General features: G+C 72.8%; 26 protein-coding genes. 19 read left to right on the plus strand and 7 right to left on the minus strand.

Annotation, left to right across the window (positions count from 1 at the left end):
* The 3 genes from AB0P24_RS05720 to AB0P24_RS05730 form a co-directional block, all read right to left on the minus strand.
* Positions 1 to 827 (minus strand): hypothetical protein (locus AB0P24_RS05720; RefSeq protein ID WP_365790944.1); only part of this gene is annotated, 827 nt, incomplete at its 3' end.
* Positions 827 to 2089, minus strand: coding sequence for a VWA domain-containing protein (locus AB0P24_RS05725; protein WP_365790945.1), 1263 nt, complete (start codon positions 2087 to 2089; stop codon positions 827 to 829). The genes AB0P24_RS05720 and AB0P24_RS05725, both read right to left, overlap by 1 nt.
* A 75-nt stretch (positions 2090 to 2164) precedes the next feature.
* Positions 2165 to 3670, minus strand: a complete 1506-nt coding sequence (locus tag AB0P24_RS05730) for an IucA/IucC family protein (protein ID WP_365790946.1) — start codon at positions 3668 to 3670, stop codon at positions 2165 to 2167.
* A gap of 93 nt (positions 3671 to 3763) precedes the next feature.
* On the opposite strand from AB0P24_RS05730, the gene AB0P24_RS05735 reads away from it, so the two are divergent.
* From AB0P24_RS05735 to AB0P24_RS05790, 12 genes are all read left to right on the plus strand, one after another.
* Complete coding sequence (locus AB0P24_RS05735) at positions 3764 to 5320, plus strand: IucA/IucC family protein (protein ID WP_365790947.1); 1557 nt, start codon at positions 3764 to 3766, stop codon at positions 5318 to 5320.
* Positions 5321 to 5666: 346 nt separating this feature from the next.
* On the plus strand, positions 5667 to 5972 hold the full coding sequence (locus AB0P24_RS05740) for an MSMEG_0570 family nitrogen starvation response protein (RefSeq protein ID WP_365790948.1): 306 nt from the start codon (positions 5667 to 5669) through the stop codon (positions 5970 to 5972).
* Complete coding sequence (locus AB0P24_RS05745; protein ID WP_365790949.1) at positions 5969 to 7285, plus strand: MSMEG_0569 family flavin-dependent oxidoreductase; 1317 nt, start codon at positions 5969 to 5971, stop codon at positions 7283 to 7285. The genes AB0P24_RS05740 and AB0P24_RS05745 overlap by 4 nt, the downstream gene beginning before the upstream one ends.
* Before the next feature lie 5 nt (positions 7286 to 7290).
* Positions 7291 to 8106, plus strand: a complete 816-nt coding sequence (locus AB0P24_RS05750) for an amidohydrolase family protein (protein ID WP_365790950.1) — start codon at positions 7291 to 7293, stop codon at positions 8104 to 8106.
* Positions 8107 to 8147: 41 nt separating this feature from the next.
* Positions 8148 to 8669 (plus strand): MSMEG_0572/Sll0783 family nitrogen starvation response protein, encoded by a 522-nt coding sequence (locus AB0P24_RS05755; RefSeq protein ID WP_365790951.1) that lies wholly within the window; start codon positions 8148 to 8150, stop codon positions 8667 to 8669.
* Positions 8670 to 8679: 10 nt separating this feature from the next.
* A complete protein-coding gene (locus tag AB0P24_RS05760; protein WP_365790952.1) occupies positions 8680 to 9762 on the plus strand; it encodes an MSMEG_0568 family radical SAM protein in 1083 nt (360 codons plus the stop codon).
* Positions 9732 to 11270 carry an MSMEG_0567/sll0787 family protein gene (locus AB0P24_RS05765; protein ID WP_365790953.1) on the plus strand — a complete coding sequence of 513 codons (1539 nt, stop codon included), beginning with the start codon at positions 9732 to 9734 and terminating at the stop codon, positions 11268 to 11270. Before AB0P24_RS05760 ends, AB0P24_RS05765 begins: the two co-directional genes overlap by 31 nt.
* Positions 11267 to 12118 (plus strand): carbon-nitrogen hydrolase family protein, encoded by an 852-nt coding sequence (locus AB0P24_RS05770; RefSeq protein ID WP_365790954.1) that lies wholly within the window; start codon positions 11267 to 11269, stop codon positions 12116 to 12118. Before AB0P24_RS05765 ends, AB0P24_RS05770 begins: the two co-directional genes overlap by 4 nt.
* Positions 12115 to 12978 (plus strand): carbon-nitrogen hydrolase family protein, encoded by an 864-nt coding sequence (locus tag AB0P24_RS05775; RefSeq protein WP_365790955.1) that lies wholly within the window; start codon positions 12115 to 12117, stop codon positions 12976 to 12978. The genes AB0P24_RS05770 and AB0P24_RS05775 overlap by 4 nt, the downstream gene beginning before the upstream one ends.
* On the plus strand, positions 12975 to 14051 hold the full coding sequence (locus tag AB0P24_RS05780; RefSeq protein WP_365790956.1) for an MSMEG_0565 family glycosyltransferase: 1077 nt from the start codon (positions 12975 to 12977) through the stop codon (positions 14049 to 14051). Before AB0P24_RS05775 ends, AB0P24_RS05780 begins: the two co-directional genes overlap by 4 nt.
* Positions 14052 to 14277: 226 nt before the next feature.
* Entirely contained in the window at positions 14278 to 15186 is a 909-nt protein-coding gene (locus tag AB0P24_RS05785) for a HipA family kinase (RefSeq protein ID WP_365790957.1), read from the plus strand.
* Positions 15183 to 15467, plus strand: coding sequence for a SelT/SelW/SelH family protein (locus AB0P24_RS05790; RefSeq protein ID WP_365790958.1), 285 nt, complete (start codon positions 15183 to 15185; stop codon positions 15465 to 15467). Before AB0P24_RS05785 ends, AB0P24_RS05790 begins: the two co-directional genes overlap by 4 nt.
* Here the strand turns inward: AB0P24_RS05790 and aceB are convergent.
* Both aceB and AB0P24_RS05800 read right to left on the minus strand, forming a co-directional pair.
* A complete protein-coding gene (aceB, locus tag AB0P24_RS05795; protein WP_365790959.1) occupies positions 15457 to 17079 on the minus strand; it encodes a malate synthase A in 1623 nt (540 codons plus the stop codon). The two genes, AB0P24_RS05790 and aceB, sit on opposite strands and share 11 nt — an antisense overlap.
* 179 nt (positions 17080 to 17258) lie before the next feature.
* The gene (locus AB0P24_RS05800) at positions 17259 to 17858 is read right to left on the minus strand and encodes a nucleotidyltransferase family protein (protein WP_365790960.1); all 600 of its coding nucleotides are present in this window, start codon (positions 17856 to 17858) and stop codon (positions 17259 to 17261) included.
* Positions 17859 to 18015: 157 nt separating this feature from the next.
* Here AB0P24_RS05800 and AB0P24_RS05805 point away from each other — a divergent pair, with 157 nt between their 5' ends.
* Positions 18016 to 18330, plus strand: a complete 315-nt coding sequence (locus AB0P24_RS05805; protein ID WP_365790961.1) for a DUF5955 family protein — start codon at positions 18016 to 18018, stop codon at positions 18328 to 18330.
* A gap of 107 nt (positions 18331 to 18437) precedes the next feature.
* On the opposite strand, the gene AB0P24_RS05810 is transcribed toward AB0P24_RS05805, so the two are convergent.
* Entirely contained in the window at positions 18438 to 19229 is a 792-nt protein-coding gene (locus AB0P24_RS05810) for an IclR family transcriptional regulator (RefSeq protein WP_365790962.1), read from the minus strand.
* A 278-nt stretch (positions 19230 to 19507) separates the two neighbouring features.
* Here AB0P24_RS05810 and allB point away from each other — a divergent pair, with 278 nt between their 5' ends.
* The 6 genes from allB (at position 19508) to AB0P24_RS05840 (ending at position 25269) form a co-directional block, all read left to right on the plus strand.
* Positions 19508 to 20848, plus strand: coding sequence for an allantoinase AllB (gene allB, locus AB0P24_RS05815; RefSeq protein ID WP_365790963.1), 1341 nt, complete (start codon positions 19508 to 19510; stop codon positions 20846 to 20848).
* A 52-nt stretch (positions 20849 to 20900) separates the two neighbouring features.
* Positions 20901 to 22022 carry an allantoicase gene (gene alc / locus AB0P24_RS05820; RefSeq protein ID WP_365790964.1) on the plus strand — a complete coding sequence of 374 codons (1122 nt, stop codon included), beginning with the start codon at positions 20901 to 20903 and terminating at the stop codon, positions 22020 to 22022.
* 76 nt (positions 22023 to 22098) lie between these two features.
* Entirely contained in the window at positions 22099 to 22911 is an 813-nt protein-coding gene (locus AB0P24_RS05825) for an AIM24 family protein (RefSeq protein ID WP_365790965.1), read from the plus strand.
* Between the two features lie 25 nt (positions 22912 to 22936).
* Positions 22937 to 23065, plus strand: coding sequence for a hypothetical protein (locus AB0P24_RS05830; RefSeq protein ID WP_365790966.1), 129 nt, complete (start codon positions 22937 to 22939; stop codon positions 23063 to 23065).
* Between the two features lie 149 nt (positions 23066 to 23214).
* Positions 23215 to 23922: a TetR/AcrR family transcriptional regulator gene (locus AB0P24_RS05835; protein ID WP_365790967.1), complete on the plus strand. Its 708-nt coding sequence runs from the start codon at positions 23215 to 23217 to the stop codon at positions 23920 to 23922.
* Positions 23923 to 24240: 318 nt separating this feature from the next.
* Positions 24241 to 25269 carry a medium chain dehydrogenase/reductase family protein gene (locus AB0P24_RS05840; protein WP_365790968.1) on the plus strand — a complete coding sequence of 343 codons (1029 nt, stop codon included), beginning with the start codon at positions 24241 to 24243 and terminating at the stop codon, positions 25267 to 25269.
* Positions 25270 to 25475: 206 nt separating this feature from the next.
* Here AB0P24_RS05840 and AB0P24_RS05845 read toward each other — a convergent pair whose 3' ends face one another.
* Entirely contained in the window at positions 25476 to 25871 is a 396-nt protein-coding gene (locus AB0P24_RS05845) for a ribonuclease (RefSeq protein ID WP_365790969.1), read from the minus strand.
* Between the last annotated feature and the right edge of the window lie 56 nt (positions 25872 to 25927).

Genomic DNA, 25927 nt, shown 5'->3' on the forward strand with positions numbered 1-25927 from the left:
ACTGCCAAGACCGGCGCCGGAGCCGACCGGGCACAGCATCCGGCCACGCCCCCGCGGGGCCCGCCTATTCCCGCCAGCGCGGCCAGCACCCCGCCGATCCCGGTCCACACCCAGCGGTCGCTCCACCAGCCGGAGGACCAGCCGCCGTCGGGCTCGATGCCGGACAGCACGGCCGACTTCGTGGACGAGGAACTGCCCTGGTCCGACCCGGACGTGACGGCGATCCCGGGCACCAGCGGCTTGGCCAGCGAACCGTCCACCGCCGCCGCGCCGCCGATGTCCTTGGAGTCCGCCTTCACCTCGGCGCTCACCGGCTGACCGAGGTCGGCCGAGGTCAGGTCCAACACGGTGAGCCGGATGTAGTACGTGCCGGGCAGCGGGTCGTCGGCCCACGGCTCCGACCAGGCCCGCACGGTACGCATCACGCAGGCCAGCTCCACCGACGTGGCACCCTGCGCCGCCGTGCGGGTCTGCGCGCCGTACTGGCAGGCCTGCCGGCGCCGCAGCCCGTCGTACACGTCGAGCTGCCAGGTCTGCGCGGCGTGCGAGCCGGGCAGCTTCACCGTCGCCTTGACGTCGGGGCGCTGCCCGGCGTCGGCCGGGAAGGACCAGTACAGGTAGTCGCCGGTCGATCCGCTCGCCGTCGCCTGCTGCCCCTGGTCGATCTCCGTCGCCGTACGGAAGGACGTGCCTGCCTGGGTGGGCGCGCCGCTGTCCGCCGAGGCGCTGGGGGAGGGGGAGGAGTCCGCGACCGCCGGACCCGCGGCCGGCCCCACCGCCAGCCCCACCGTCAGCAGGGCGGCGCTCAACACACGTGTGATCGACATCAGTTGGTCCTCCAGACCGCGATCCGCCAGCGCGACACCCAACCCCACACCAGACCCGCGAGGAAGCCGGTCAGCACCAGGGCGCCGAGCAGCCACCAGCCGCGGCCGAGGCCGAAGGAGGCGACGTCGGACGCCTGCGACGGCCCGTCCACCACGTCGACCGTCAGCTCGACCGGCAGACCGGGGCTGGTCTTCACCCCGGACGCGGCCGAGAAGGAGTTGGTCACCTGGAGGCAGACGGTCTCCGGGGTGGTGTCCTCGTCGTCGCTCTCGGCCTTCGGGTACCGCAGCCCGGTCGAGATCACGTCCGTACGCCCGAGGCCCGACGCCTCGCCGCGCACGATCTCCCGCCCGTGCACGGTCACCGCCCGCAGCAGCACCCCGTAGTCGGCGTTGACGGCCCGGTCGGCCGCGACGCTCACCGAAGCCCGCAGCTCCTGGCCCGGGTCGACGTCGACCTTGTACCAGCGCTGCTGCCCGAACTCCTCACGGTCGGTGTACAGGCCGGACTTCAGCGTGGGCGCGGACGAGCACTGGTCCGTCCCCTCGGTCGCCACCGGCGTGACCACGGGGTCCGCCGCCCGATGCACCAACTGGCCCACCCGGTCGGTCAGTTCCTCCTTGTGCTGGACGGAGGTGTACGTGCCGCCCGTCGCGTCCGCGATGCAGCTGAGCTGGTCGCGGGTCTTGGCGTCCGGCACCAGGCCGAGGGTGTCGATGGTCAGCCCGACGCCCTTGGCGGCGATCTCGCGGGCCACCTCGCACGGGTCCAGCGGCTGGCAGGTGTCCTCGCCGTCGCTGATCAGGACGATACGGCGGGTCCCGCTACCGCCTTGGAGGTCGTCGGCCGCCTTGAGCAGCGCGGGGCCGATCGGCGTCCAGCCGGTCGGCGTGAGCGTGGCGACGGCGGTCTTCGCCTCGGTGCGGTCGAGCGTGCCGACCGGGTAGAGCTGCGCGGTGTCCTTGCAGCCCTCCTTGCGGTCGTTGCCGCGGTAGTTGGCGCCCAGCGTGCGGATGCCGAGCTGGACCCCCTCGGGCGTCGCGTCCAGCACCTCGTTGAACGCCTGCTTCGCCGCGGCCATCCGCGTCCCGCCGTCGATGTCCGCCGTCCGCATGGAACCGCTGACGTCCAGCACGAGCTCCACCTTGGGAGCGGCCTGTTCGGTCTCGTCGGCGACCGCCTGGCCGGGGAACGCGATCCCGCCCGCCAGGGCGGCGAGCAGAGCGCAGACTCCTGCCGCCAACCGATGTGTTCTGATCATCGGCGGATCCTATTGATCAAAGGTGCCGGGCTCCAAAACGAGGTCCGGACCGGTGAACAGGAGTGACCGGCATGGTCAACGCAGGGCGGCGAGCGGGTTCGGCAGTACCGCCCACTGGTCTCCGGGCACCTGCGGGGACAGCCGCATCAGGGTCAGCGCCTTGGCCGGCAGCGGGCCTTCGAGGAGGGCCGTCAGATCGGGGGTGGCCGGCAGATGCGGTACGGCCGCCTCCAGAGCCGTCGCCAGGGCCGGTCCCGAACCCGCCGTGCCCGCCAGCGCGCCCGCGACCAGGGAGCCGAACAGCTTGCGGCGCAGCGCCGTCTCGTCGTCCGTGACCAGGCGGCCGGTCAGTCCCGGCGGGGTGATGCCGTGGCGGGTGAGACGGGCGGGGCTGAGGCGGATGTCGGCCAGGTCGCGGTAGACCAGGCGCAGCGGCGCGCCGCTCTCGGAGAGCACGACCAGGAGGTTCTGGCCGTGCGCCTCCAGGGCCACCCCCAGGTCCAGCAGCCGCAGGCCCACCGTCAGGGTGAGACGCGTGAAGTCGGCCAGCCAGGACGCCGATTGAGGCAGAGCGGTGGTGGCCAGGGCCGCCACCGGGAGGACCTGCTCCCCCGGTGCCGCGTACACCTGCGGCGACTCGCGCAACAGGGCCGCCAGATCAGGGGAGTCGGCGGTCGCCGCGCCCAGCGTGCGGGTGATGTGCAGGAGTCCGTCCGTCCGGGACGCCAGGTCCGTCGCGAACGACGACAACGTCATCGCCGCGCCGACCGAGTACGCCGAGATGTCCCGCACGGAGGAGGTCAGCCGGGCGCTGAGCGCGGTCTTCACATGCGGTCCACCGGGAAGCGCGAGGGTGCGCAGGGACATCAGCGGGTGCGCGTCGCGCCAGGGCCGGGCGGGGCCGCCCTTGAGGACGTGGGCGCTCTGCCAGGGGTGCACCGGAATCAACAGCCGCCCCCCGTCACGGAGTTCGTCCGGCCAGTCACCGGTCAGCAGGCACTCCCCGGCCGCGACCGGAACCGTCCCCAGCCGCACCACCGGCCGGTGCTCCGGCCCGTACGCCAGCTGCTCGACCGCCGAGAAACCGGGCCGGGAACGGCAGTTGGGGTGGAAGGGGTGCCCGTCGACGACCCGCTGCTCCCACTCCCAGTCGTGCTCCGGCCACTCCTTCCCGGAAGACTCCTGATCGGCCCGCGACAGCGCCGTCGACGCGACGCTGTGCCCGAGCTCGGCCGCGAACCCGTCCGCGTGCGGCCACCCCAGGGCCGTCATCAGCCGTGCCGGATCGTCGTACGCCACCGAGTCCAGACGCACGGCGGTCGCATACGCGCCGGTGGCGTACGGATCCGCCCGCGGGCCGTGCAGCGCCCGGCCGTCGGCCAGCCACAGGGCCAGGCTGTGCGCCCCGCGCACCCGGCGCGCCACCCACGGCAGCGGCTCGTGCGCCAGCGCCCGCCACAGCCGGGTCAGCACCGCCGCCCGCGCACCGGGCAGCTCGGCCGCGTACCGGTCGGCCAGGTCCGGCCGCGCCTCGGCCAGCTCCGCGGCGAGCCGGGTCTCGATGGGTGAGGGACGGTGCACGGGAGAGCTCCTCGGAGACGGGTACGACGGTCATGATGACCCGTGACAAGCGACATACTGATCACGATCGGACTGTGTGGACACAGAGAACGAATGGAACGCGTGGACCTCATGCCCCTCGGCGACACCGTCGGCGAACGTGCCGACGCGTACGCTGCCGCGCCCCTGCTCAACTGCCTGCTGCGGGAGGTGGCCCAGCCGCTCCCGGACAGCGGGCAAGGGGCGTCGCGGGTCTACCGGCTGCCCGGCGGCGGACGGCTGCTTCGGGTGCGCGGCGAGCGCCGGCCCGCCGCGCCCGAGGTGTACGCGGACGGCGCCTGGCACCGCATCGGCCACGCCGAACTGGTGAAACTCGTCGCCGAGGAGCTGCGCGGCCACACCGGCCTGTCCAACGGCGACCTGCCGGCCGAGATGATCGACAGCCGGGACGCGGTCGCCGCGCTGCTCACGGCACGCGCCCGGGCGACGGCGCCGGACGACCCGTATCTGCGTTCGGAGCAGTCCCTCATCACCGGCCATCCCTACCACCCCGCCCCCAAGGCGCGCGGCGGCGGCCCGGTCACCGCCTGGCTGCCGTACGCCCCCGAGGCGCACGCCCGGTTCCCGCTGGTGCTGCTCGCGGTCCGCGAGGACGAGGTGGCGGAGGAAGGCGACACGGCCGCGCTGGACGCACTGGCCGCCCCGGCCGCCGTACCGCGGGGCTACCGGCTGCTGCCCGCCCACCCCTGGCAGCTCGACCTGGTCGCCCGCGACCTCGCCCCGGCCTTCGCCGACGGGCGGCTGCTGCGCCTCGGCGAGACGGACTTCGTGACCTGGCCGACGGCCGCGGTCCGCACGGTGTACGAGCCGCGGCGGGACCTCTTCCTGAAGTTCAGCCTGGACGTCCGGATCACCAACGACGTCCGCCGTCTGTGGGCGCACGACCTGCGAAAACTGCGCCGTACGGACGCCGCCGCCGGCGCCGCGTTCACGGCGATGGACGGGCCCGCCGGCTGGCTCGGCGACCGCGGCTACCGCACGGCCCGCTTCGCCTTCGAGGAACTCGCCGTGCTGGTCCGGGACGGGCTGCGCGGGCCGCTGCTGCCGGGAGCCACCCCCCTGCTGGCCGCCGGCCTGGTGGAGGGCTTCGACGGCGACCCGCTGGCCACGGCGCCGGAGCCGGGTGCCTGGTGGGAGGCGTATCTGCGGGCGGTCGTACCCCCGGCCCTGACCGCCTTCGCCGAGCACGGCGTCGTCCTCGAAGCGCATCTGCAGAACACCCTGGTCGCCGTCGACGCCGACGGCATGCCGGTGCAGGCGCTGTACCGGGACGCCGAAGGGGTCAAGCTGCTGGCCGACGTGGACCGCGCCGCCGGCTGGGAGCGGCTGGTGTACTGCCTGGTCGTCAACCACCTGACCGAGGTGGCCGCCGCGCTCGCCGAGCACCACCCCGGCTTCGATCCGTGGCCCGCGGCACGGCGGGAGCTGGCCCGGCATCCGCTCCCGGAGGCGACCGGCCTGCTGACGTCCCCGACCCTGCCCGGCAAGACGAACCTGCTGCTGCGCTGGACCGGTGCGGACGGCGCCGACGCGCGCTACCTGCCGCTGCCGAACCCCCTGGCCCGGAGCGGCGAGGGCACAACGGCACCGGGCCGGGATCACGGCGCCTGAGGAGAGGCCAGGGGCACGCGCTTGCCTCGCGGGGGCGGCCGGGGGTGCGGAAACGGCCGTCAGAACGCCTTCGGCCGGCAGGGCGAATATCCGGAGCCGCCGAGCGGCGGAATTACCCCGGTAAATGGCGGGGGCCGGCCCTGCGGCTCTCCATGATCTCGTGCCAGGTGGCGGAATTTGCCTGAGAGGCACATTCCCTCACTCCGTGCCGGGCCCGGCACGGAGTGAGGGTTCCGTAACTCCGCTTTAGTCCGGATGACTTGGTTCGGTAATCGCCGCTGGCTGAAGTGGTGGTCACACGCAGCGGCGAGGTGCGAAGACCTCGGCGCCAGGCATGGAGGATGTCATGCCCGAGATGTATTTCGATGTGCGCTGGCCCGACGGTGGCATCCAGCGTTGCTATTCCCCCTCCACAGTAATCGAGGACTACTTCACGGTGGGCACCGAGTACGAAGTGGCCGACTTCCTGGAGCGGAGTCGGACGGCGCTCGGAATCGCCGGTGAGAGGGTACGGGAGAAATTCGGTTTCTCCTGCACCGGCGCCTCAGGTCAGCTGGAGCGGATCGAGGAGACGGCACGCGTCCGGGCCTTCCCGGCCGACGGCAAGGTCACCGTCGAGGCGCTCCTCGACGCCGACGGGAGCGCACGGTGACCCCCGCACCCCGGCTCTCGGGAACCCACTACACGGTGGCCGTGGTCGGCGGCGGCCAGGCCGGCCTGTCGGCGAGTCACTGCCTGGGCGAGCGCGGCGTCGACCACGTGGTGATCGAGGCCCATCGGGTCGGGCACGAGTGGCGCGAGCGCCGCTGGGACTCCTTCTGCCTGGTGACCCCCAACTGGCAGTGCAGGCTGCCCGGCCACCCCTACGCGGGGACCGACCCCGACGGCTTCATGGTCCGCGACGACATCGTGCGCTACCTGGAGGAGTACGTCGCCGCCTTCCAGCCCCCGCTGGTGGAGGGCGTGTCCGTGACCCGGCTGCGCCGCGCGGCGAGCGGAGTCTTCGAGATCGGCACCACCGCCGGGGAGTTCACCGCCGACCAGGTCGTCGTGGCCACCGGCCCGTACCACACCCCGAAGCTGCCCCGAATGGCCGAGCGGCTGCCCGTCGGCGTCGCACAGCTCCACTCCTCCGGCTACCGCAACCCCGACCAGCTCCCGGACGGCGCGGTCCTCGTGGTCGGCACCGGCCAGTCCGGCTGCCAGATCGCCGAGGACCTCCACCTCGCCGGCCGGCAGGTGCATCTCGCGGTCGGCAGCGCGCCCCGGGTCGCCCGCTTCTACCGCGGCCGTGACTGCGTGGCCTGGCTGGACGACATGGGCCACTACGACAAGAGCATCGACGGCTTCGACGACGCCGACGCGGTACGCCTGCGGGTCAACCACTACGTCACCGGGCGCGACGGTGGCCGCGACATCGACCTGAGGGCCTTCGCCCGCGACGGGATGCGCCTGTACGGCCGCCTCAAGGACGTCGAGGGACCGGTCCTGGAGTTCGCCGACGACCTCAGGACCAACCTCGACCACGCCGACGCGGTGGCCGAGAGCATCAAGGACGCCATCGACGCGTATATCGAGGCCCATGGTGTCCAGGCGGTCACCGAAGCTCGCTACCGGCCCGTATGGCAGCCGGACGGGCAGCCGGGCGCCCTCGACCTCGCCGAGGCCGGTATCACCTCCGTCGTCTGGGCCACCGGCTTCACCCGCGATCACCGCTGGATCGAGATTCCCGCCTTCGACGGCCGCGGCTACCCCATGCACTGGCGGGGCGTCAGCAACGTCCCCGGCCTGTACTTCCTGGGCCTGCCCTGGCAGTACACCTGGGGTTCGGGCCGGTTCGAGGCGGTGGGCCGGGACGCCGGGTTCCTCGCGGACCACATCGACGCCTCGCGCCGCCTGGCCGACGTGTGCGGCACCCTCACCGGCGCGCCCAACGCCCTCGCGGCCGCCCTCCCGATCGGCTGACGGCCATGGTCTTCGACGCCCACCGGCACATCGGTGTCCTGCCCGCCTACCCCTTCTACGGCGGGCCGCCCGTCAACCCCGACACCACCGCCCGCGCCACCATCAGGCAGTTCGTCGCCGACCTGGACGCCGAGGGCACCGAACGCGCCCTGGTCATCCCCAACTACGGCGTCCCCGACCCGGCCGTCGCCTTCTCCTTCAACGAGCTGGCGATCGAGGCCGCCCAGTCCGACGACCGGATCCGCGCGGGCCTGTGGGTCTCGCCGCGCCCCGAGGACGAGCAACGCACCGGCCAGGCACTGGCGTTGGCGGGCGAGCCCGGCGTGAAAGCGCTCAAGCTGAGCTTCCTGCTCGGCGGCCGCCCCACCGACCCGGCCTGCCGTCCGCAGCTCGACCGGATATTCGCCACCGCTGCCCGGCACGACCTGGTGGTCCACGTCCACACCTCTCCCGGCGCCGCCTCCGACATCGACGAGGTCGGCCACCTCGTCGACTGGTACGCCGACCGGGTTCCCGTCCATCTCGTGCACTTCGGCGGCGGGATGAGCGGGCACATCAAGCTCGCCGGTGCCCGTTTCTTCGACTGGATCGCCGCCGGCAAGCGCGTCTACACCGACCTCTCCTGGGCCATCGGCTTCCTGCCGCTCTGGCTCGCCCGGGAGATCGAGCAGCGCGGCATCGGCCACGACCGCGTGCTCTTCGCCAGTGACCAGCCGTGGGGCGACTTCACCGGCGAATACGCCCGTCTCGCGCAAGCCACCGGCGGCGGCCGACTCGCCGACCTCGTCTTCCGCGACACCTTCGCCGCCCTCTACGACTGACCGCCCCCTGCCCAACCCCCGCCTCGCACAAGGAGCGAACCATGTCCCATGCCGCCCAGCTCAGCGACGTCGAGCAGAAGTCACTCGACGAGATCCCGCACCCCTCCCTCCCCGAGGGCTCCAGCATCTACGGCTCCACCAAGGTCTTCCCCGACTACCAGGCCGAGGACGGCGAGACCTACTTCACCCTCGTCCACGGCATCGCCCACGAGTCGTCCGTGTCCTTCGTCGCCGTCCTCCAGGCCACCCGCGCCCTGCGCAAGGGCTTCGAGACCGCCATCTACTTCTACGGCCCCGGCTCCCTCAACTGCCTGGCCACCCGCGGTTTCCCCACCGTCGGCAACTCCGCCTTCCCCGGCGAGCACAACATCAACAACCAGCTCAAGACGTTCATCGCCGAAGGCGGCAAGGTCTACTGCTGCCGCTTCGGGCTGTCCCTGCACGGCGCCCGCGAGGAGGACCTCATCGAGGGCGTCATCCCCACCCACCCCCTCGACGTCCAGGACGCGTTGATCCACTACGCGCGCAAGGGCGCCGTCATCAACTCCACCTACCAGCTGTAGGGAGACCGCCATGAGCACCGGCACCGGAACGACGGTGGATGTGCGGATCACGACCCGCGCCGAACTCGCCCTGCACGGAGTGGCGTCGGATGCCCCCGTACGGCGGCCGGACGGCGCGGGGCCGAGCGACGACGGCCACGTCCTCGTCGACGGTGCCGGTGCCGCGCTTCCCCGCAACCCCGACAGCCCCTACCGGGTCCGCGACGGCAGGGTGTGGCTCGGTGACGAGGACACCGGCCTCACCCTCACCGCCGTACAGCGCCCGAGGTTCTACGACCTCACCACGGCCGACGGCATCCCCTACGAGCACATCGCCCGCCTGCACGGCGCCGACGTCCTCGCCACCACGGTCGTCCAGACCTGCGTCCGCTACGCCGAGTCCGACCGCTGCCGGTTCTGCACCATCGAGGAGTCCCTGCGCGCCGGCGCCACGGTGGCCGCCAAGACACCGGCGCAGCTCGCCGAGGTCGCCGAGGCCGCCGTGCGGCTCGACGGGGTCCGGCAGATGGTCATGACCACCGGCACCACCACCGGCCCGGACCGCGGCGCCCGCACCCTCGTACGCTCGGTGCGCGCCGTACGCGAAGCCGTCCCCGGTCTGCCCGTCCAGGTGCAGTGCGAACCGCCCGCCGACCTCGCCTGGATCCGCGCCCTGCACGACGCCGGCGCCACCGCCATCGGTATCCACGTCGAGTCCCTCGACGACGCGGTGCGCCGCCGCTGGATGCCCGGCAAGTCGACCGTCCCGCTGTCCGCGTACGAAGCCGCCTGGGACGAGGCGGTACGCGTCTTCGGGCCCAACCGGGTCTCCACCTACCTCCTCGTCGGCCTCGGCGAGGACCCCGACGAACTCATCGCGGGAGCAGCGGACTTGATCGACCGGGGGGTGTACCCCTTCGTCGTCCCCTTCCGCCCGATGCAGGGCACCCTGGCCGCCCGCGACGGCGTCGCCGCCCCGAGCGCCGAACTGCTGCGGTACGTCACCGAGGGCGTCGCCGCCAAACTGCGTGCCGCCGGGATGCGCGGTGCCGACCAGAGGGCGGGGTGCGCGGCCTGCGGAGCGTGCAGCGTGCTGTCGACGGCGGGCGGGTGAGGGGAGTGCTCCTCGACGGATCCGCGGCATCGGCGGCGGCCGAAGGGCCGTACGACATCCTGGCCCTGCTGGGCGACCGCAGCACCCTTGCCCGCGCGGCCTCCTTTCACGTCGAAGAGGCGCGCACGCGGGGCGAGCTGGCCGACTACCGGCGGCTGCGGCAGGACGTGTTCGTCCACGAACAGGGACTCTTCGACGGCCATGACCTGGACGATCGCGACACCGACCCGCGCACGCTGGTGCTGGTCGCCAAGGACACCGCGGGCACGGTCCTCGGCGGGGTCCGGCTGGGACCGGTCGACGACGGTCCGGACCTCGGCTGGTGGGCGGGCGGCCGGCTCGTCGTCGCACCGGGCGCCCGCGGCTCCTGGGGCATCGGTGCCGCACTGGTGCGAGCCGCGTGCGCGCGCGCCGAAGCGGCGGGCGTACTGCGCTTCGAGGCGACCGTCCAGGTGCGGGGCGAGCCCTTGTTCCGGCGGCTCGGCTGGCGTTCCGTGCGCCCGACCGAGGTCGCGAACACGCCGCACCTGCTGATGCGCTGGCCCATCGGCCGGATCGCGGAGCAGGCGGCGGCCACGAAGTCGGCCCTCGGCCCGCTGCTCACCGCCCCCTTCGGACCGGCGGGCCGCGAGGGCGCCCCGGACCCGGCCGGCGCTTCCCTCCGGGGCGCGTCGCGGGCCGTCCTCGGCGGGGCGGGGTTCGTCGGCGACGACGGAGCGCCCGTACCCGGCACGGACGTGATCGCCGCCTGCGACGCGATCGTGCCGTCCATGGTCGAGCGCGACCCCGAGTGGGCCGGCTGGTGCGCGGTCCTCGTCAACGTCAACGACCTGGCTGCGATGGGTGCTTCACCCCTCGGCCTGCTCGACGCCCTCGGCGCACGCGACGCCGCGCACGCCGCACGGATACTCGGCGGTCTCCTCCGGGCGGCCCGCGCCTACGCCGTCCCCGTCCTCGGCGGCCACACCCAGCTCGGCGTTCCGGCCGCCCTCTCCGTGACCGCGCTGGGCCGGACGGCGCATCCGGTGCCGGGCGGCGGCGGACGCCCGGGACACGAGGTGCGGCTGACCGCCGACCTCGGCGGTGGCTGGCGCGCGGGATACCGGGGCCGCCAGTGGGACTCGACGAGCCACCGCCGTGCGAACGACCTGCGCGCCATGACCGGCGCGGTGGCCGCCGCCCGGCCGGCCGCCGCCAAGGACGTGTCGATGGCGGGCGTCGCCGGCACCCTCGGCATGCTCGCCGAGGCGAGCGGCTGCCGGGCGGTGCTCGACGTGGCCGCCGTGCCGCGGCCGCCCGAGGCGACCGTCGGCGACTGGCTGACCTGCTTCCCCGGCTACGCGATGCTCACCGCCGACGCACCGGGCGCCCCGCCCCTGCCCGCCGGACCGGCCACGGGCGCCGTGTGCGGCGAACTGACCACAGGAGAAGGCGTCGGGCTGCGCTGGCCCGACGGCGAGATCACCGAAGCGGTCACCTCGACGGTGACCGGGATGGGAGCCGCATGAGCACGCTGCGGATGGCGGCCGTCGCCGCCGAGTTCAGCCGGGACCTGGAGGAGGACTTCCGCGTCGCCGAACAGCTGATCAAGGAGGCGCGGGAGCAGGGCGTACGGCTGCTCGCGCTGCCGGAGGCGTGCCTGGGCGGATACCTGCTCAGCCTCGACGACGCCGCGGAACTCGACGAGGGCCCGCCCGCCCTCGCCCTCGACGGCCCCGAGATCCGCCGACTGGCCGCCCTGGCCGGGGAGATGACGGTCGTCGCCGGCTACTGCGAGGCGGACGGGGACGGCAACCGCTACAACAGTGTCGTCTGCGTCTGCGGCGACGGCGTACTCGGCAACCACCGCAAGGTGCACCAGCCACTGAGCGAGGACGCGTCCTACGCCTCCGGGGACCGGTTCCACGCCTTCGACACCCCGGTCGGCCGGATCGGCATGATGATCTGCTACGACAAGGCGTTCCCGGAATCCGCGCGGGCACTGGCACTGGACGGCGCGGAGATCGGAGTGTGCGTGTCGGCCTGGCCGGGCGCGCGGACCAACGCGGCCGCCAACCTCGAAGAGGACCGCTGGAAGCGCCGCTTCGACCTCTTCGACCGGGCCCGCGCCCTGGAGAACCAGATCGTGTGGCTGTCGGCCAACCAGGCGGGCACCTTCGGGTCGCTACGCTTCGTCGGCAGCGCCAAGGTCGTCGACCCCGGCGGCGACGTCCTCGCCGACACGGGCGTCACGGCCGGCATCGCCGTCGCCGAACTCGACGTCGCCCAGGCACTCGGGACCGCCCGCCGGTCGATGGGGCACCTGCGCGACCGGCGGCCCGAGACCTACACGTACGCAGGAGCAGTCACCGCATGAGCACGATCCGGATCGCGGCCGCGGCCGCCCACTTCGGCCGCGACCTGGAGTTCGACCTCGCCCGCATCGCCAAGCTGATCGACGACGCGCGTGCCTGTGGTGCCGGACTGCTCGTGCTGCCGGACGCCGCGCTCGGCGGCTACCTCGCCGATCTGCGCCACCCCGACCCCGAGGCCCTGCCCCCGGCCCTCAAGCCCGACGACCCGCTGATCCACCGGGTCGCCCGCCTGGCCGCCGAGCTGGTGGTGTGTGTCGGCTACTGCGAGGACGCGGGCGACGAGCGCTTCAACGCGGCCGTCTGCGTCAGCGGCGACGGCGTCCTCGGCCGCCACCGCAAGGTCCACCTCCCGGCCGGGGAGACCGCCGCCTACACGCCGGGCGACCGCTTCGACGCCTTCGACACCCCCGTCGGGCGCCTCGGCATGCTCATCGACTACGACAAGACCTTCCCCGAGTCCGCCCGCTCGCTCGCCCTCGACGGGGCCGAGGTCCTCGCCTGCCTGTCCGCCTGGCCCACCTCCATCACCAACCGCGCCCCGCGCATGGCCCAGGACCGCCAGGCCAGGCTCTTCGACCTCTACGACCAGGCCCGCGCCGCCGAGAACCAGCTCGTCCTCGCCTCCTCCAACCAGACCGGCGCCATGGGCGGCATGCGCTTCCTCGGCCAGGCCAAGGTCGTCGGCCCCGGCGGCGACATCCTCGCCCGCACCTGGACCAAGGCCGGCCTGGCCGTCGCCGAGATCGACGTCGCCGCCGAGATCGACCGCGCCCGCCGGGTCCTGCGCCACCTGGACGAGCGCCGCCCCACCGCCTACCGCGAGCACCCGTCGCCCGCCGGCCCTCCGGGAGCAGCCTCGTGAAGATCGCCCTGCTCAGCTACTCCACCAAGCCGCGCGGCGGCGTCGTGCACACCCTCCACCTCGCCGAGGCCCTCGCCGCGCTGGGCGAGGACGTGACGGTGTGGACGCTGGGCCGGGGCGGCGACACGGGCTTCTTCCGGCCCGTCTCCCCGGCGGTACGGCTGCGGATCGTACCGTTCGCCGACGGTCCGGCCGACGAGACGGTCGGCGGGCGCGTCGTGCGCTCCATCGCCACCCTCCGCGACGCCTTCGACCCCGCCCCGTACGACATCGTCCACGCCCAGGACTGCATCAGCGCCAACGCCGTCGGCCGCTGCGTCCGCACCGTCCACCACATCGACCACTTCACGACGCCCGAGCTGGCCGCCTGCCACGAGCGGGCCATCGTCGAGCCGTACGCGCACATCTGCGTGTCCGCGGCGGTCGCGGACGAGCTCCGGACGGGCTGGGACCTGACGGCCGAGGTGATCCCCAACGGCGTGGCGTACGAGCGCTTCGCGACCACCGATGCGACGGCACGGGCGAGCCTGCGCTCCCGCCTGGGCCGCTACATCCTCACCGTCGGCGGCATCGAACCGCGCAAGGGCTCCCTGGACCTGCTGGAGGCGTACGCCCTGCTGCGCGCCGACCACGGCGACGTCCGGCTGGTCATCGCGGGCGGCGAGACCCTCTTCGACTACCGCGACTACCGCGCCCGCTGGGAAGCCAGGGCGGCCGAACTCGGCGTGGAACCACTCGTGCTGGGCCCGGTGCCCGACGACGAGCTGCCGGCCCTGGTCGCCGCCGCGGACGCCTTCGCCTTCCCCTCGCTCAAGGAGGGCTTCGGCCTCGCCGCCATGGAGGCCCTCGCCGCGGGCGTCCCCCTGGTCGTACGGGACCTGCCCGTCCTGCGCGAGGTCTTCGGCCCGGCAGCCCACTTCGCCGCCACGCCCGGCCGGCTGGCCACCGCACTCGGCCACGCCCTCACGGCCGAGGACCCGGCCAGGCGGGCCGCCGGACGGGAGCTGGCCGCCGCTCACACCTGGGCCGAGGCGGCCCGCCGCCACCAGGCCCTGTACCGCTCTCTGCGCTGACCGGACGCGTCACGCTCACGGCCTTCGTGCCGGACGTGTGCTCCTTGGCCGGGGCACCCCGGACGAGGAGCGCTACGACGCGAAGCGCGGCGCAGGCCCGACGGCGGCCCGAGGCCGCCCACCGGCTCGCCGGCGATCACCCTCGGTTACTATGCTCACTTCATACCGGAGGCCGGAAGCCGGATACCGTGGATTGCAGGACTGAAGGGTCGGGTGGCCTGGGGAAATGATGAGAGAGGTCATCGCGACCCGCTACGTCGAGCCCCTGCGCTCCGGCGGCTCCGTCCCCGGCGTCGTGGAGGCCGACGACGACGGCACCTACGTCGTGAAGTTCACCGGATCCGCGCAGGGCCGCAAGGCGCTGGTCGCCGAGGTGATCGTGGGGGAGCTGGCGCGGGCGCTGGGGCTGCGCTTCCCCGAACTGGTCCTGGTCCACTTCGACCCGGCGATCGCCGACTCCGAACCGCACCAGGAGGTCCGCGACCTGCACGCGGCCAGCCGCGGCCGCAACCTCGGGATGGACTTCCTGCCGGGGGCGCGGGACTTCACCCCTGAGGTCGCGAAGACCTTCCGGGTGGATCCGCTGGAGGCCGGCCGGGTCGTCTGGCTCGACGCCCTGACCGTGAACGTCGACCGTACGGTCCACAGCTCCAACCTGATGGTCTGGCCGACGCTCGGCGTCGCGCCCCCGCACCTGTGGCTGATCGACCACGGCGCGGCCCTCGTCTTCCACCATCGCTGGGACGGCACCGACCCGGCGAAGGCCTACGACTTCAGGCACCACGCCCTCGGCCACTACGGGCCCGACGTGCGGGCGGCCGACGCCGAGCTGGCGCCGAAGGTGTCGAAGGAACTGCTCCGGGAGATCGTCGCCGAGGTCCCCGACGAATGGCTCACCGAGGACTTCGCCACGCCCGGCGAGGCGCGCGAGGCGTACGTCGACCACCTGTACGCGCGTGTGCGGGCCTCCGAGGCCTGGCTGCCCACCGACTTCCCCAGCCGGGAGGAACTCGCCGCCGAGGAGGCCCTCCGGGCGGAGCGCACACAGCAAGGCCGGCCGAAGTGGCTGAAGCGGGTGCCCGACCTGCACGGGAAGCCGGCCGCGGAACAGGATTGGTCGGTACACCTGGGATGAGTGACAGCGGGCGTGTCGAGATCGAGTACTGCACCCAGTGCCGCTGGCTGCCGCGAGCGGCCTGGCTGGCGCAGGAGCTGCTGACCACCTTCGAGACCGAGCTGACGGAGCTGGCGCTGAAGCCGGGCAAGGGCGGCGTCTTCGTCGTACGGGTCGGTGACGAGGTCGTGTGGGACCGGCGCGAGCAGGGCTTCCCTGAGCCCACGGCGGTGAAGCAGGCCGTACGCGACCGAGTGGCCCCGGGGAAGTCCCTGGGCCACTCGGACAGCCCTAGCCCCTGAGCTGCTGGTAAGCGGGCAGTGTCAGGAAGTCCGCGTAGTTCTCGTCGAGGGCGACGGTGAGCAGCAGGTCGTGGGCCTGCTGCCAGTGGCCGGCCGCGAAGGCCTCCTCGCCGGTCTCCGCGCGGATCGCGGCGAGTTCCTCGGCGGCGATCTTGCGGGCCAGCTCCGGCGTGGCCTTCTCGCCGTTCTCGAACTCGACACCCGCGTTGATCCACTGCCAGATCTGCGAGCGGGAGATCTCGGCGGTGGCCGCGTCCTCCATGAGGTTGAAGATGGCCACCGCGCCGAACCCGCGCAGCCACGCCTCGATGTAACGGATGCCCACCTGGACGGCGTTGACCAGACCCGGGTAGGTCGGCTTCGCCTCCAGCGAGTCGATCGCGATCAGGTCGGCGGCCTCGACGTGGACGTCCTCGCGCAGCCGGTCCTTCTGGTTCGGCCTGTCGCCGAGGACCCGGTCGAAGGACTCCATGGCGATCGGGACCAGGTCGGGGTGGGCGACCCAGGAGCCGTCGAAACCGTCTTTCGCCTCGCGGTCCTTGTCGGCGCGGACCTTCTCGAAGGCGACCTTGTTGACCTCGGCGTCCCGGCGGGACGGGATGAAGGCCGCCATGCCGCCGATCGCGTGCGCGCCGCGCTTGTGGCAGGTGCGGACGAGGAGTTCGGTGTACGCCCGCATGAACGGGGCCGTCATGGTGACCGCGTTGCGGTCCGGTAGGACGAACCTGGGCCCGCCGTCACGGAAGTTCTTCACGATGGAGAACAGGTAGTCCCAGCGCCCGGCGTTCAACCCCGAGGCGTGGTCGCGCAGTTCGTAGAGGATCTCCTCCATCTCGTACGCGGCGGTGATCGTCTCGATCAGCACGGTGGCGCGGATGGTGCCCTGCGGGACGCCGACGTGGTCCTGCGCGAAGACGAACACGTCGTTCCAGAGCCGGGCTTCGAGATACGACTCGGTCTTCGGGAGGTAGAAGTAGGGTCCCTTGCCGAGGTCGAGCAGCCGCCGCGCGTTGTGGAAGAAGTAGAGACCGAAGTCGACGAAGGCGCCGGGCACCTGCTCGCCGTCGACCTCGACGTGCCGCTCGTTCAGGTGCCAGCCACGCGGCCGCATGACGACCGTCGCCAGCTCCTCGTTCGGGCGCAGGGCGTACGACTTGCCGCTCGCCGGGTCCGTGAAGTCGATGTTCCTGGTGTAGGCGTCGATCAGGTTCAGCTGGCCCAGGACGACGTTCTCCCAGGTCGGCGCGGAGGCGTCCTCGAAGTCCGCCAGCCAGATCCGGGCGCCCGAGTTGAGGGCGTTGATGGTCATCTTGCGGTCGGTGGGGCCGGTGATCTCGACGCGCCGGTCGTCCAGGGCCGCGGGGCAGGGGGCGACCCGCCAGGAGTCGTCCGCGCGGACGGCGGCGGTCTCCGGGAGGAAGCCCAGGGTCGAGGTGCGGGCGATCTCGGCGCGGCGCTCGGCACGGCGGGCGAGGAGTTCGGCGCGGCGCGGCGAGAACCGCCGGTGCAGCTCGGCCACGAAGGCGAGCGCCGCGTCGGTGAGGACCTCCTCCTGCCGGGGCAGGGGCTCGGCGTGGACGATGGCCGGCGGAGACGGCGCTGGTGCGGACATGAGCTGTCACTTCCTTCAGCGATGGCACCGGGTGCCAGTCGTTCCGGGGGGAGCGAGGCACGCCCGATCAGGGGTCGGGCGCTCCTGAACAGTGGATACTAGTTTCCTCATCGTGGAAGTTCAATGGTTTGTTGACGTCGAGAGACTCTGCGTCGAGCCAACGTGGCGCTCGGTACCGTTCACTCCAGGTGGTCCAGGTCCGCTTCCGTGTCGATGTCGTACGGCTCGGCCACATCCCCGCACTCGACGAGCGTGATCGCGTCCGCGTGGGCCTTGAGATAGGCGCGGGCACCCCGGTCCCCGGTCGCGCTCGCGGCGATCCCCGCCCAGTGGGCCGAGCCGAGGAGGACGGGATGCCCGCGCACCCCGTCGTACGCGGCCGACACCAGTGACGACTCGTCCCGGAAACCGGTGACGACCCGCGCGACGGCCGCCGAGCCGATCCCCGGCTGGTCCACCAGCGACACCACGGCTGCCCGCACCCCCGCCCCGGCGAGCGACTCCAGTCCCACCCGCAGCGAGGACCCCATGCCCGCGGCCCAGTCCGGGTTCTCCACGACCACACAGCCGCCCAGCTCGGCCCGCTCCCGCACGTCCTGCGCGCGGGCCCCCAGAACCACGTGCACCGGCCCGCAGCCGCCCGCGCGCAGCACCCCGACCGCGTACTCCACCAGCGGCCGCCCCCGGTGCGTCAGCAGCGCCTTGGGGCGCCCGCCGAGCCGTCTGCCACCGCCGGCGGCGAGCAGCAGCCCGGCGATCCGGTCACACGTGTCCGTCATGCGTCCTGCATACCCGACGCCGGAGCGGGCGGCCGCCTCCGAAGGGCTGAAATTCGGTCCGCGCTGTAGCGCTTTCCGCACGGAAGGGCGTTTACTGACCGGCGTCCCCGGGCGGCCGACCGCCGTCCTGGGACGCCTGCGAGGGGGGGGGAGAGCTGTGTTGCGGAGCTTGGGACAGAGGCCGGTGACCGGCAGCGACGAGGATCCGAGGGTGACGGAACTGCGCACGGCGGTCTCCCGGCTGCGCCGCGAACTGGCCGGCCATCCGGCCGAGTTCCCGGACCGGGCGATAGCCGAGGAGGAACTGGCGGCCCTGGCCGCGATGGCCGCGGGCGGCATCCCGGAGATCCCCCGCCTGCGCCGGTCGCTGTTACTGATCGCGGGCGCGATCGGTTCGATGAGCGCGCTGTCGCGAGGCCTGTCGGACGTGCGCCAGGCGGTGGACCTGTTCGGTGAGACGCCGAGACCCTGAGCGCCCCGTAAGGGGCGCGGAGCGCTCTTGAGGTGCGGCTCCGCCGCGCGGGCGCGACCGGCCTCGACACGACCCGCACCCGCCCACGGCGGGGCGGGCCCTGCCGCTCAGGCTCCCGAACTCGCCAACGCGTGGGACAACTCGACAGCCACCTGCTGCAGCACCGGCACGATCTTCGCCACCGCCGCCTCCGTGACCCGCCCCGCGGGCCCGGAGATCGAAATGGCGGCCGCGGTCGGCGAACCGGGCACGGACACCGCCAGGCACCGCACCCCCATCTCCTGCTCGTTGTCGTCCACGGCGTACCCCAGCCGCCGCACCTCCGCCAGGGCGTCGAGGAACCCCTCCGGAGTGGTGATCGTCTTCTCGGTGGCCGCCGGCATCCCGGTCCGCCCCAGCAGCGCCCGCACCTCGGCGTCCGGCACGTCCGCCAGCAACGCCTTTCCCACGCCCGTGGAGTGCGGCAACACCCGCCGCCCCACCTCGGTGAACATCCGCATCGAATGCTTCGACGGCACCTGCGCCACGTACACGATCTCGTCCCCGTCGAGCAGTGCCATGTTCGCCGTCTCCCCGGTCTCCTCGACCAGTCGCGCGAGATACGGCCGCGCCCAGGTGCCGAGCAGCCGGGCCGCCGACTCGCCGAGCCGGATCAGCCGGGGCCCGAGTGCGTACCGCCGGTTCGGCTGCTGCCGCACATAGCCGCAGGCGACCAGCGTGCGCATCAGCCGGTGGATCGTCGGCAACGGCAGTCCGCTGCTCGCGGACAGTTCGCTGAGGCCCACCTCGCCGCCCGCGTCCGCCATCCGCTCCAGCAGATCGAAGGCGCGCTCAAGGGACTGGACCCCGCCGCCGCTGGACTTGGCGGATTCGGTGGTGCTGGCGTCGGACGTCGGCACGGCGCGTTCCTTTCGGGACTGGCGGGAAGGCCAGCAGCCTACCCGGCAGTCGGTTGACTCCCTGGTCGCACATCACTACGTTCTGCTTGCCGGAATGATAATTCCGCTTTGTGGAAACGTCCAGGATGGGTGCCTGTGGGGTCGGGAGGGGGCGCCCTTGACGGCGCGGGGGCGGGAGTGAAGACTCCTTCAACAGAACGTTGAACTCCGTTACGTGGGTGTAAATCCCGTTTCCCGGAAGTAACCGGAAGCAGAACGGCGCAGAGAGAGGGGTCCGGGTGCCCGACGCTGAACTGGTGCTGCGCTCGACGCGCGTCATCACCCCGGAGGGAACGCGGGCCGCCTCGGTCGCCGTGTCCGCCGGGACGATCACGGCCGTACTGCCCTACGACGCCCCCCTCCCGGCCGGCGCCCGCCTGGAGGACTTCGGCGACGACGTCCTGCTGCCCGGCCTGGTCGACACCCACGTCCACGTGAACGACCCGGGCCGTACCGAGTGGGAGGGCTTCTGGACCGCCACCCGCGCGGCGGCGGCCGGCGGCATCACCACCCTGGTCGACATGCCGCTCAACTCCCTCCCGCCGACCACGACCGTCGACAGCCTCCGCGTCAAACGCGCGGTCGCGGCCGACAAGGCGCACATCGACGTCGGATTCTGGGGCGGCGCGCTGCCCGGAAACATCAAGGACCTGCGCCCGCTGCAGGAGGCCGGTGTCTTCGGTTTCAAGGCGTTCCTGTCGCCGTCCGGCGTGGACGAGTTCCCCCCTCTCGACCACGAGCAGCTGGCCCGGTCGCTGGCGGAGATCGCGTCCTTCGACGGCCTGCTGATCGTGCACGCCGAGGACCCGCACCGGCTGGAAACCGCCCCGCGGCGGGGTGGCCCGAAGTACGCCGACTTCCTCGCCTCCCGCCCGCGCGACGCGGAGGACACGGCGATCGCCCAGCTGATCGCCCAGGCGAGACGCCTGCACGCGCGCGTGCACGTCCTGCACCTGTCCTCGTCCGACGCGCTGCCGCTGATCGCGGCGGCCAAGGCGGACGGCGTCCGCCTCACCGTCGAGACCTGCCCGCACTACCTCACCCTCACCGCCGAGGAAGTCCCGGACGGCGCCAGCGAGTTCAAGTGCTGCCCGCCCATCCGGGAGGCGGCCAACCAGGACCTGCTCTGGCAGGCGCTGGCCGACGGCACCGTCGACTGCGTGGTCACCGACCACTCGCCCGCCACGGCCGACCTGAAGACCGCCGACTTCGCGACCGCCTGGGGCGGCATCTCGGGCCTCCAGCTCAGCCTCGCCGCCGTATGGACGGAAGCCCGTAAGCGCGGCCACGGTCTGGAGGACGTGGTCCGCTGGATGTCGGCCCGCACGGCCGCGCTCGTGGGCCTCGACGACCGCAAGGGCGCCATCGCGGCGGGCCGGGACGCCGACTTCGCCGTCCTCGCGCCCGACGAGGCCTTCACCGTGGACCCGGCCGGCCTCCAGCACCGCAACCGGGTCACCGCGTACGCCGGAAAGACCCTGTACGGCGTTGTGAAGTCCACCTGGCTGCGCGGCGAACGCATCGTCGCGGACGGCGAGTTCACGCCCCCGCGGGGCCGCCTCCTCACCCGCACCCCGTGACCTGCCTCTCTCCCGCACCCGCACCGGCCGACACCCGGAAGGAAGAACCTCTTTGACGGCGATCCCGACCTTCACCGGCGCCGCGCCCCCCTACTCCGGCGGCGACCCGTACGCCGACTACCGCACCGCCGACTTCCCCTTCACCCGGTACGCCGACCTCGCCGACCGGCGGCTCGGGGCCGGGGTCATCGCCGCCAACGACGAGTTCTTCGCCCAGCGGGAGAACCTGCTGACGCCGGGGCGGGCCGAGTTCGACCCCGAGCACTTCGGGCACAAGGGCAAGATCATGGACGGCTGGGAGACGCGCCGCCGCCGCGGGGCCTCGGCCGGCCACCCCTGGCCCACCGCCGAGGACCACGACTGGGCACTGGTCCGCCTCGGCGCTCCCGGGGTCGTCCGCGGGATCGTCGTCGACACCGCCCACTTCCGCGGCAACCACCCGCAGGCGGTGTCGGTCGAGGGCACCTCGGCCGCCGGCTCCCCGTCCCCGGAAGAACTGCTCGGCGACGACGTGAAGTGGACGACCCTCGTCCCGCGCACGCCTGTCGGCGGCCACGCGGCGAACGGCTTCGCGGTCTGCCTGGAACAGCGCTTCACCCACCTCCGCGTCAACCAGCACCCCGACGGCGGCATCGCGCGCCTGCGCGTCCACGGCGAGGTCGTCCCCGACCCCGGGTGGCTCGCCGCGCTCGGCACCTTCGACGTGGTCGCCCTGGAGAACGGCGGCCGGGTCGAGGACGCGTCCGACCTCTTCTACTCGCCGGCCACCAACACCATCCAGCCGGGCCGCTCCCGCAAGATGGACGACGGCTGGGAGACGCGCCGCCGCCGCGACCAGGGCAACGACTGGATCCGCTACCGGCTCGCCGCCCAGTCCCAGATCCGCGCGATCGAGATCGACACGGCGTACCTGCTGGGCAACAGCGCGGGCTGGGCGTCGGTGTCGGTCCGGGACGGCGCGGACGGCGCGGACGCCGACTGGCACGAGATCCTCCCGCGCACCCGCCTCCAGCCCGACACGAACCACCGTTTCGTCCTGCCCGACCCGGTCGTCGGCACCCACGCGCGCGTGGACATCTACCCGGACGGCGGCATCTCCCGCCTCCGCCTGTTCGGAACGCCGACGGCGGCAGGAGCGGCGGCCCTGACCACGACCCACCGCGCACTGTCCTGACGTTCCCTCCCGCGCACCCACGGTTCGGGTGGGCGGGCGAGGGGAACCGCCGGACCGTCGGCTACGTTCTTCTGCCGTGACTCTTCAGCAAGAAATCGTCGGCAACGCCATGCAGATGGCGGTCGTCAACCTGCACCCCGGCCAGACCGTCTACTGCGAGGCCGGCAAGTTCCTGTTCAAGACGACGAACGTGACCATGGAGACCCGGCTGAGCGGACCGTCGGGCAACGGCGGCCAGCCGCAGGGCGGCGCCGGTGGCATGGGTGGCATGCTGCGCCAGGCGATGGGCACCGCCATGCAGGTCGGCCAGCGCATGCTCGTCGGCGAGTCGCTGGCGTTCCAGTACTTCACCTCCCAGGGCGGCGAGGGCACCGTCGGCTTCGCCGGTGTGCTGCCCGGCGAGATGCGCGCCCTGGAGCTCGACGGCGGGCGCGCCTGGTTCGCCGAGAAGGACGCCTTCGTGGCGGCCGAGTCCACCGTCGAGTTCGGCATCGCCTTCCGGGGCGGCCGCACCGGCATGAGCGGCGGCGAGGGCTTCATCCTGGAGAAGTTCACCGGCCACGGCACGGTGATCATCGCCGGCGCGGGCAACTTCATCGACCTCAATCCCGCCGACTTCGGCGGCCGTATCGAGGTCGACACGGGCTGCGTCGTCGCCTTCGAGGAAGGCATCCAGTACGGCGTGCAGCGCGTCGGCGGCCTCAACCGCCAGGGCATCATGAACGCGGTCTTCGGCGGCGAGGGCCTCTCCCTGGCCACCCTGGAGGGCAACGGCCGGGTGATCCTGCAGTCCCTCACCATCGAGAGCCTCGCCAACGCCCTGAAGAAGGCCCAGGGCGGCGACAAGCAGGGCCCGACGGGCGGACTGTTCTCGACCAACGCGGGCTGAGCGCACACCGGAGGCCGGCCGACCGATGACGAAGCCCCGGCACACCGGCGGCCGGGGCACCGCGGCGGGCGTGGCCGTCCAGTCGTACGACATCGCGGGCCGCCCCGAGTACGGCTCGTACCGCGCCGAGGCGCACGCCTGGCCACGGTGCTGAGCCTCCCTGCGGGGCGACACTCTGTCGCGTAAGCGATAGAGTGCAACAGTCGCAAGGACGAATGACGATCCGGGACGGCCGGAGCCGGAGCCGGAGCCGGAGCCGGACCGCCGGGCACCCCCCGGTGTGAGCCCGCAGGAGGACCGGTCATGGCAGCCCAGACGCGCAGTCCGCGTGAGCGCTACCGGGAACAGACCCGCTCGGAGATCAAGGAAGTGGCCGTGCGCCAGCTCGCCGCCGGCGGCGTCGAGGGCGTGGCGCTGCTGCGGATCGCCAAGGAGATCGGCCTGTCGGGCCCGGCGCTCTACCGCTACTACGCCAGCCGCGACGACCTGCTGGCCGAGCTGGTCCTGGACGCCTACACGGCCGCGGCCGAGGCCGTCCACGCGGTGGACACCGACGGTGGAGGGCGCGCGGCACTGCTCGCGCTGACCAGGGCCTACCGGGCGTGGTCGGTGGCCCATCCGCACCTCTACCTGCTCATCCAGGGCACCCCGGTGGCGGGCTTCACGGCGCCGCCGGAGACCGTGATGAAGGCCCGGTCGGTCCTCGGGCCGTTCCTGTCGGTCTTCGCCCAGGGCCGGCCGCTGGCCGGTCTGGACCCGCTGCTGGCGGAGTTCCAGGCCTGGCTGCGCGACGAGCCCGAAGTCGCCGCGTGGGTCCAGCAGTGGACGGGCCTGTCCGCCACCGATCCGGCGGCGGCGGTGGCGCTGACCGGCGCCGTCATGGCCTGGCCGCAGTTGCACGGCACGGTGGGCCTGGAGGTCGCGGGCCAGTTCACGGGGATGGGCCACAGTCCCGCCACCCTGCTCGACGTGCAGACGGCCATCCTGGCCGACGCCTTCCAGCTCCGCTGACGGCCGTCCGGCACGCCCGCTCTGACGAGGACCTTTCAGCCCTGTCGGCAACCGCCGGCAGGGCTTTTCCGTGGTGTGCCTAGCGTCGACGGTGACACCGACAGCCGACAGCCGACAGCCGACAGCCGACAGCCGACCGCCGGCCCCTGCCGTCGCGGTGGGGCGCGGCCCTGCGCCCGCGCTGTTGGTGACCCCGTCACGCCGGTTAGACACTGTCACTATTGCGTGCCGCCATCGCGATTGCTAGGGTTCATTCTCGTCAGAGCCTCTCGCTGAAGCGATGCGGGCCAATCCATCCGGGATGTCACGGAGGTCGCCATGAGCGCCGAGCAACTCACGCGGGTCGTTCTGCCGGGCAAGGTCGAGCCGGAGGGGCTGCTGATCCGTCACGGGGCGGTCCCGGTACCCGGACCGGGCCAGGTCGTGATCCGGATGGAGGCGACCGGTATCTCCTTCGCGGAGCAGCAGATGCGTCGCGGCAAGTACTTCGACCAGCCGCCGTTCCCCTTCTCGCCCGGCTACGACCTGGTCGGTACCGTCCACGCCACGGGCCCCGGCGTCGATCCGGACCTGACCGGAACCCGGGTCGCCGCACTGGTCAAGGTCGGCGGCTGGGCCAGCCACGTCGCCGTGGCCGCGGCGGACGCGGTGCCGGTACCCGACGGGGTCGACGCGGCCGAGGCGGAGACCCTCGTCATCAACGGGCTCACGGCCTGGCGGATGCTGCACCGCATGGCGCGCGTCAAGGCCGGCCAGACCGTCCTGGTGCACGGCGCCAACGGCGGTGTCGGCTCCGTCCTGGTCCAGCTCGCCCGGCTCGCCGACGTGAAGGTGATCGGCACGGCCTCCCCCCGCCACCACGCCGCCCTGCGGGAGCGGGGCGTGGCCCCGGTCGACTACCGGTCCGAGGACGTCCCGGCCCGCGTGCGCGAGATCGCCCCCCACGGTGTGGACGCCGTCTTCGACCACGTCGGCGGCCGCGGCATTCTCGACTCCTGGCGGCTGCTGGCCCCCGGCGGCACCCTCGTCTCGTACGGCTCCGCGTCCACCCGGGACGTCGGGGGCTCCAAGATGTGGCCGGTGCTCAAGCTGGTCGGCCGGCTGATGCTCTGGAACGCGCTGCCCAACGGGCGCCACGCCTACTTCTTCAACGTGTGGGCCGGGGCCAGGAGGAAGGACAGCTTCCGGGCCCGGCTCCGCGCCGACCTCACCGAAGTCCTCGACGTCCTGCGGCGGGGCGACATCGACGCGCCGATCGCCGCCCGGATGCCGCTCGCCCGGGTCGCGGAGGCGATGCGGCTCGCCGAGTCCGGCACGGTCGCCGGGAAGGTGATCCTCACGCCGTGACGGCAGCACCGCGAACCGCGTCGCCGTGCCGCCGCCCTGTGGGGCAGGAGATCCGGGCCGGCGGGACACGGGACCGGCACCGGTGGTCGGGCGACCGGTGCCGGTACGCGTGCGACGGATCCGTCCTCGACCGGTGGTCGGCCGATCGGCCGGGTCTCACTCCGTGTTGTGGGGGGTGCGCGGGGCGAGGGGCCGGGCGCCGGTCCTCAGCAGCCGAAGTCGATCAGGTCGAACGAGGCGTAGTGATCGGCGGTGTAGTAGTCCTCCTGGGTCTGCTCGCCGGTGATGATGCGGCGTGCGCCGCGCGTGGAGGAGCCGGGTGTGATCACGGTGTACTCGTGGTAGTAGCCGGACGGCTCGCTGGGCAGGAGGCCCTCCTGGTTGCGGAAGACGGTCCCGTCCTGTGAGTACGGGAAGGGGCCGTCCGACGCGATCAGGTCCAGCGTGTCGTACGCCTGCGAGGGCAGGTCGCTGTAGCAGATGCTGCCGACCGAGGTGGCAGCCGCGTCCGCCGTGGAGACGGCGACGGTGCCGCCGACGAGGAGGGCGGACAGAAGGGCGCCCGCGGCGCCGATGCGGGTGATCCGTGGGGGGAATCTCATGGCTCCATGATGACGCGCGTAGAGTGTGGCATGTCAATGACAACTCCGCAGAATTT

Source organism: Streptomyces sp. NPDC086519, assembly GCF_040686075.1.
GTDB lineage: Bacteria > Actinomycetota > Actinomycetes > Streptomycetales > Streptomycetaceae > Streptomyces > Streptomyces shenzhenensis.

Bases quoted from the DNA above. Each gene is read 5' to 3' on its own strand.
- AB0P24_RS05740 (WP_365790948.1), top strand. From the start codon at position 5,667: ATGCCCGAGATGTATTTCGATGTGCGCTGGCCCGACGGTGGCATCCAG.
- AB0P24_RS05845 (WP_365790969.1), bottom strand. From the start codon at position 25,871: ATGAGATTCCCCCCACGGATCACCCGCATCGGCGCCGCGGGCGCCCTT.
- AB0P24_RS05840 (WP_365790968.1), top strand. From the start codon at position 24,241: ATGAGCGCCGAGCAACTCACGCGGGTCGTTCTGCCGGGCAAGGTCGAG.
- aceB (WP_365790959.1), bottom strand. From the start codon at position 17,079: ATGTCCGCACCAGCGCCGTCTCCGCCGGCCATCGTCCACGCCGAGCCC.
- AB0P24_RS05755 (WP_365790951.1), top strand. From the start codon at position 8,148: ATGTCCCATGCCGCCCAGCTCAGCGACGTCGAGCAGAAGTCACTCGAC.
- AB0P24_RS05775 (WP_365790955.1), top strand. From the start codon at position 12,115: ATGAGCACGATCCGGATCGCGGCCGCGGCCGCCCACTTCGGCCGCGAC.
- AB0P24_RS05785 (WP_365790957.1), top strand. From the start codon at position 14,278: ATGATGAGAGAGGTCATCGCGACCCGCTACGTCGAGCCCCTGCGCTCC.
- AB0P24_RS05725 (WP_365790945.1), bottom strand. From the start codon at position 2,089: ATGATCAGAACACATCGGTTGGCGGCAGGAGTCTGCGCTCTGCTCGCC.
- AB0P24_RS05830 (WP_365790966.1), top strand. From the start codon at position 22,937: ATGACGAAGCCCCGGCACACCGGCGGCCGGGGCACCGCGGCGGGCGTG.
- AB0P24_RS05800 (WP_365790960.1), bottom strand. From the start codon at position 17,858: ATGACGGACACGTGTGACCGGATCGCCGGGCTGCTGCTCGCCGCCGGC.
- AB0P24_RS05790 (WP_365790958.1), top strand. From the start codon at position 15,183: ATGAGTGACAGCGGGCGTGTCGAGATCGAGTACTGCACCCAGTGCCGC.
- AB0P24_RS05760 (WP_365790952.1), top strand. From the start codon at position 8,680: ATGAGCACCGGCACCGGAACGACGGTGGATGTGCGGATCACGACCCGC.
- AB0P24_RS05770 (WP_365790954.1), top strand. From the start codon at position 11,267: ATGAGCACGCTGCGGATGGCGGCCGTCGCCGCCGAGTTCAGCCGGGAC.
- AB0P24_RS05835 (WP_365790967.1), top strand. From the start codon at position 23,215: ATGGCAGCCCAGACGCGCAGTCCGCGTGAGCGCTACCGGGAACAGACC.
- AB0P24_RS05735 (WP_365790947.1), top strand. From the start codon at position 3,764: ATGGAACGCGTGGACCTCATGCCCCTCGGCGACACCGTCGGCGAACGT.
- AB0P24_RS05750 (WP_365790950.1), top strand. From the start codon at position 7,291: ATGGTCTTCGACGCCCACCGGCACATCGGTGTCCTGCCCGCCTACCCC.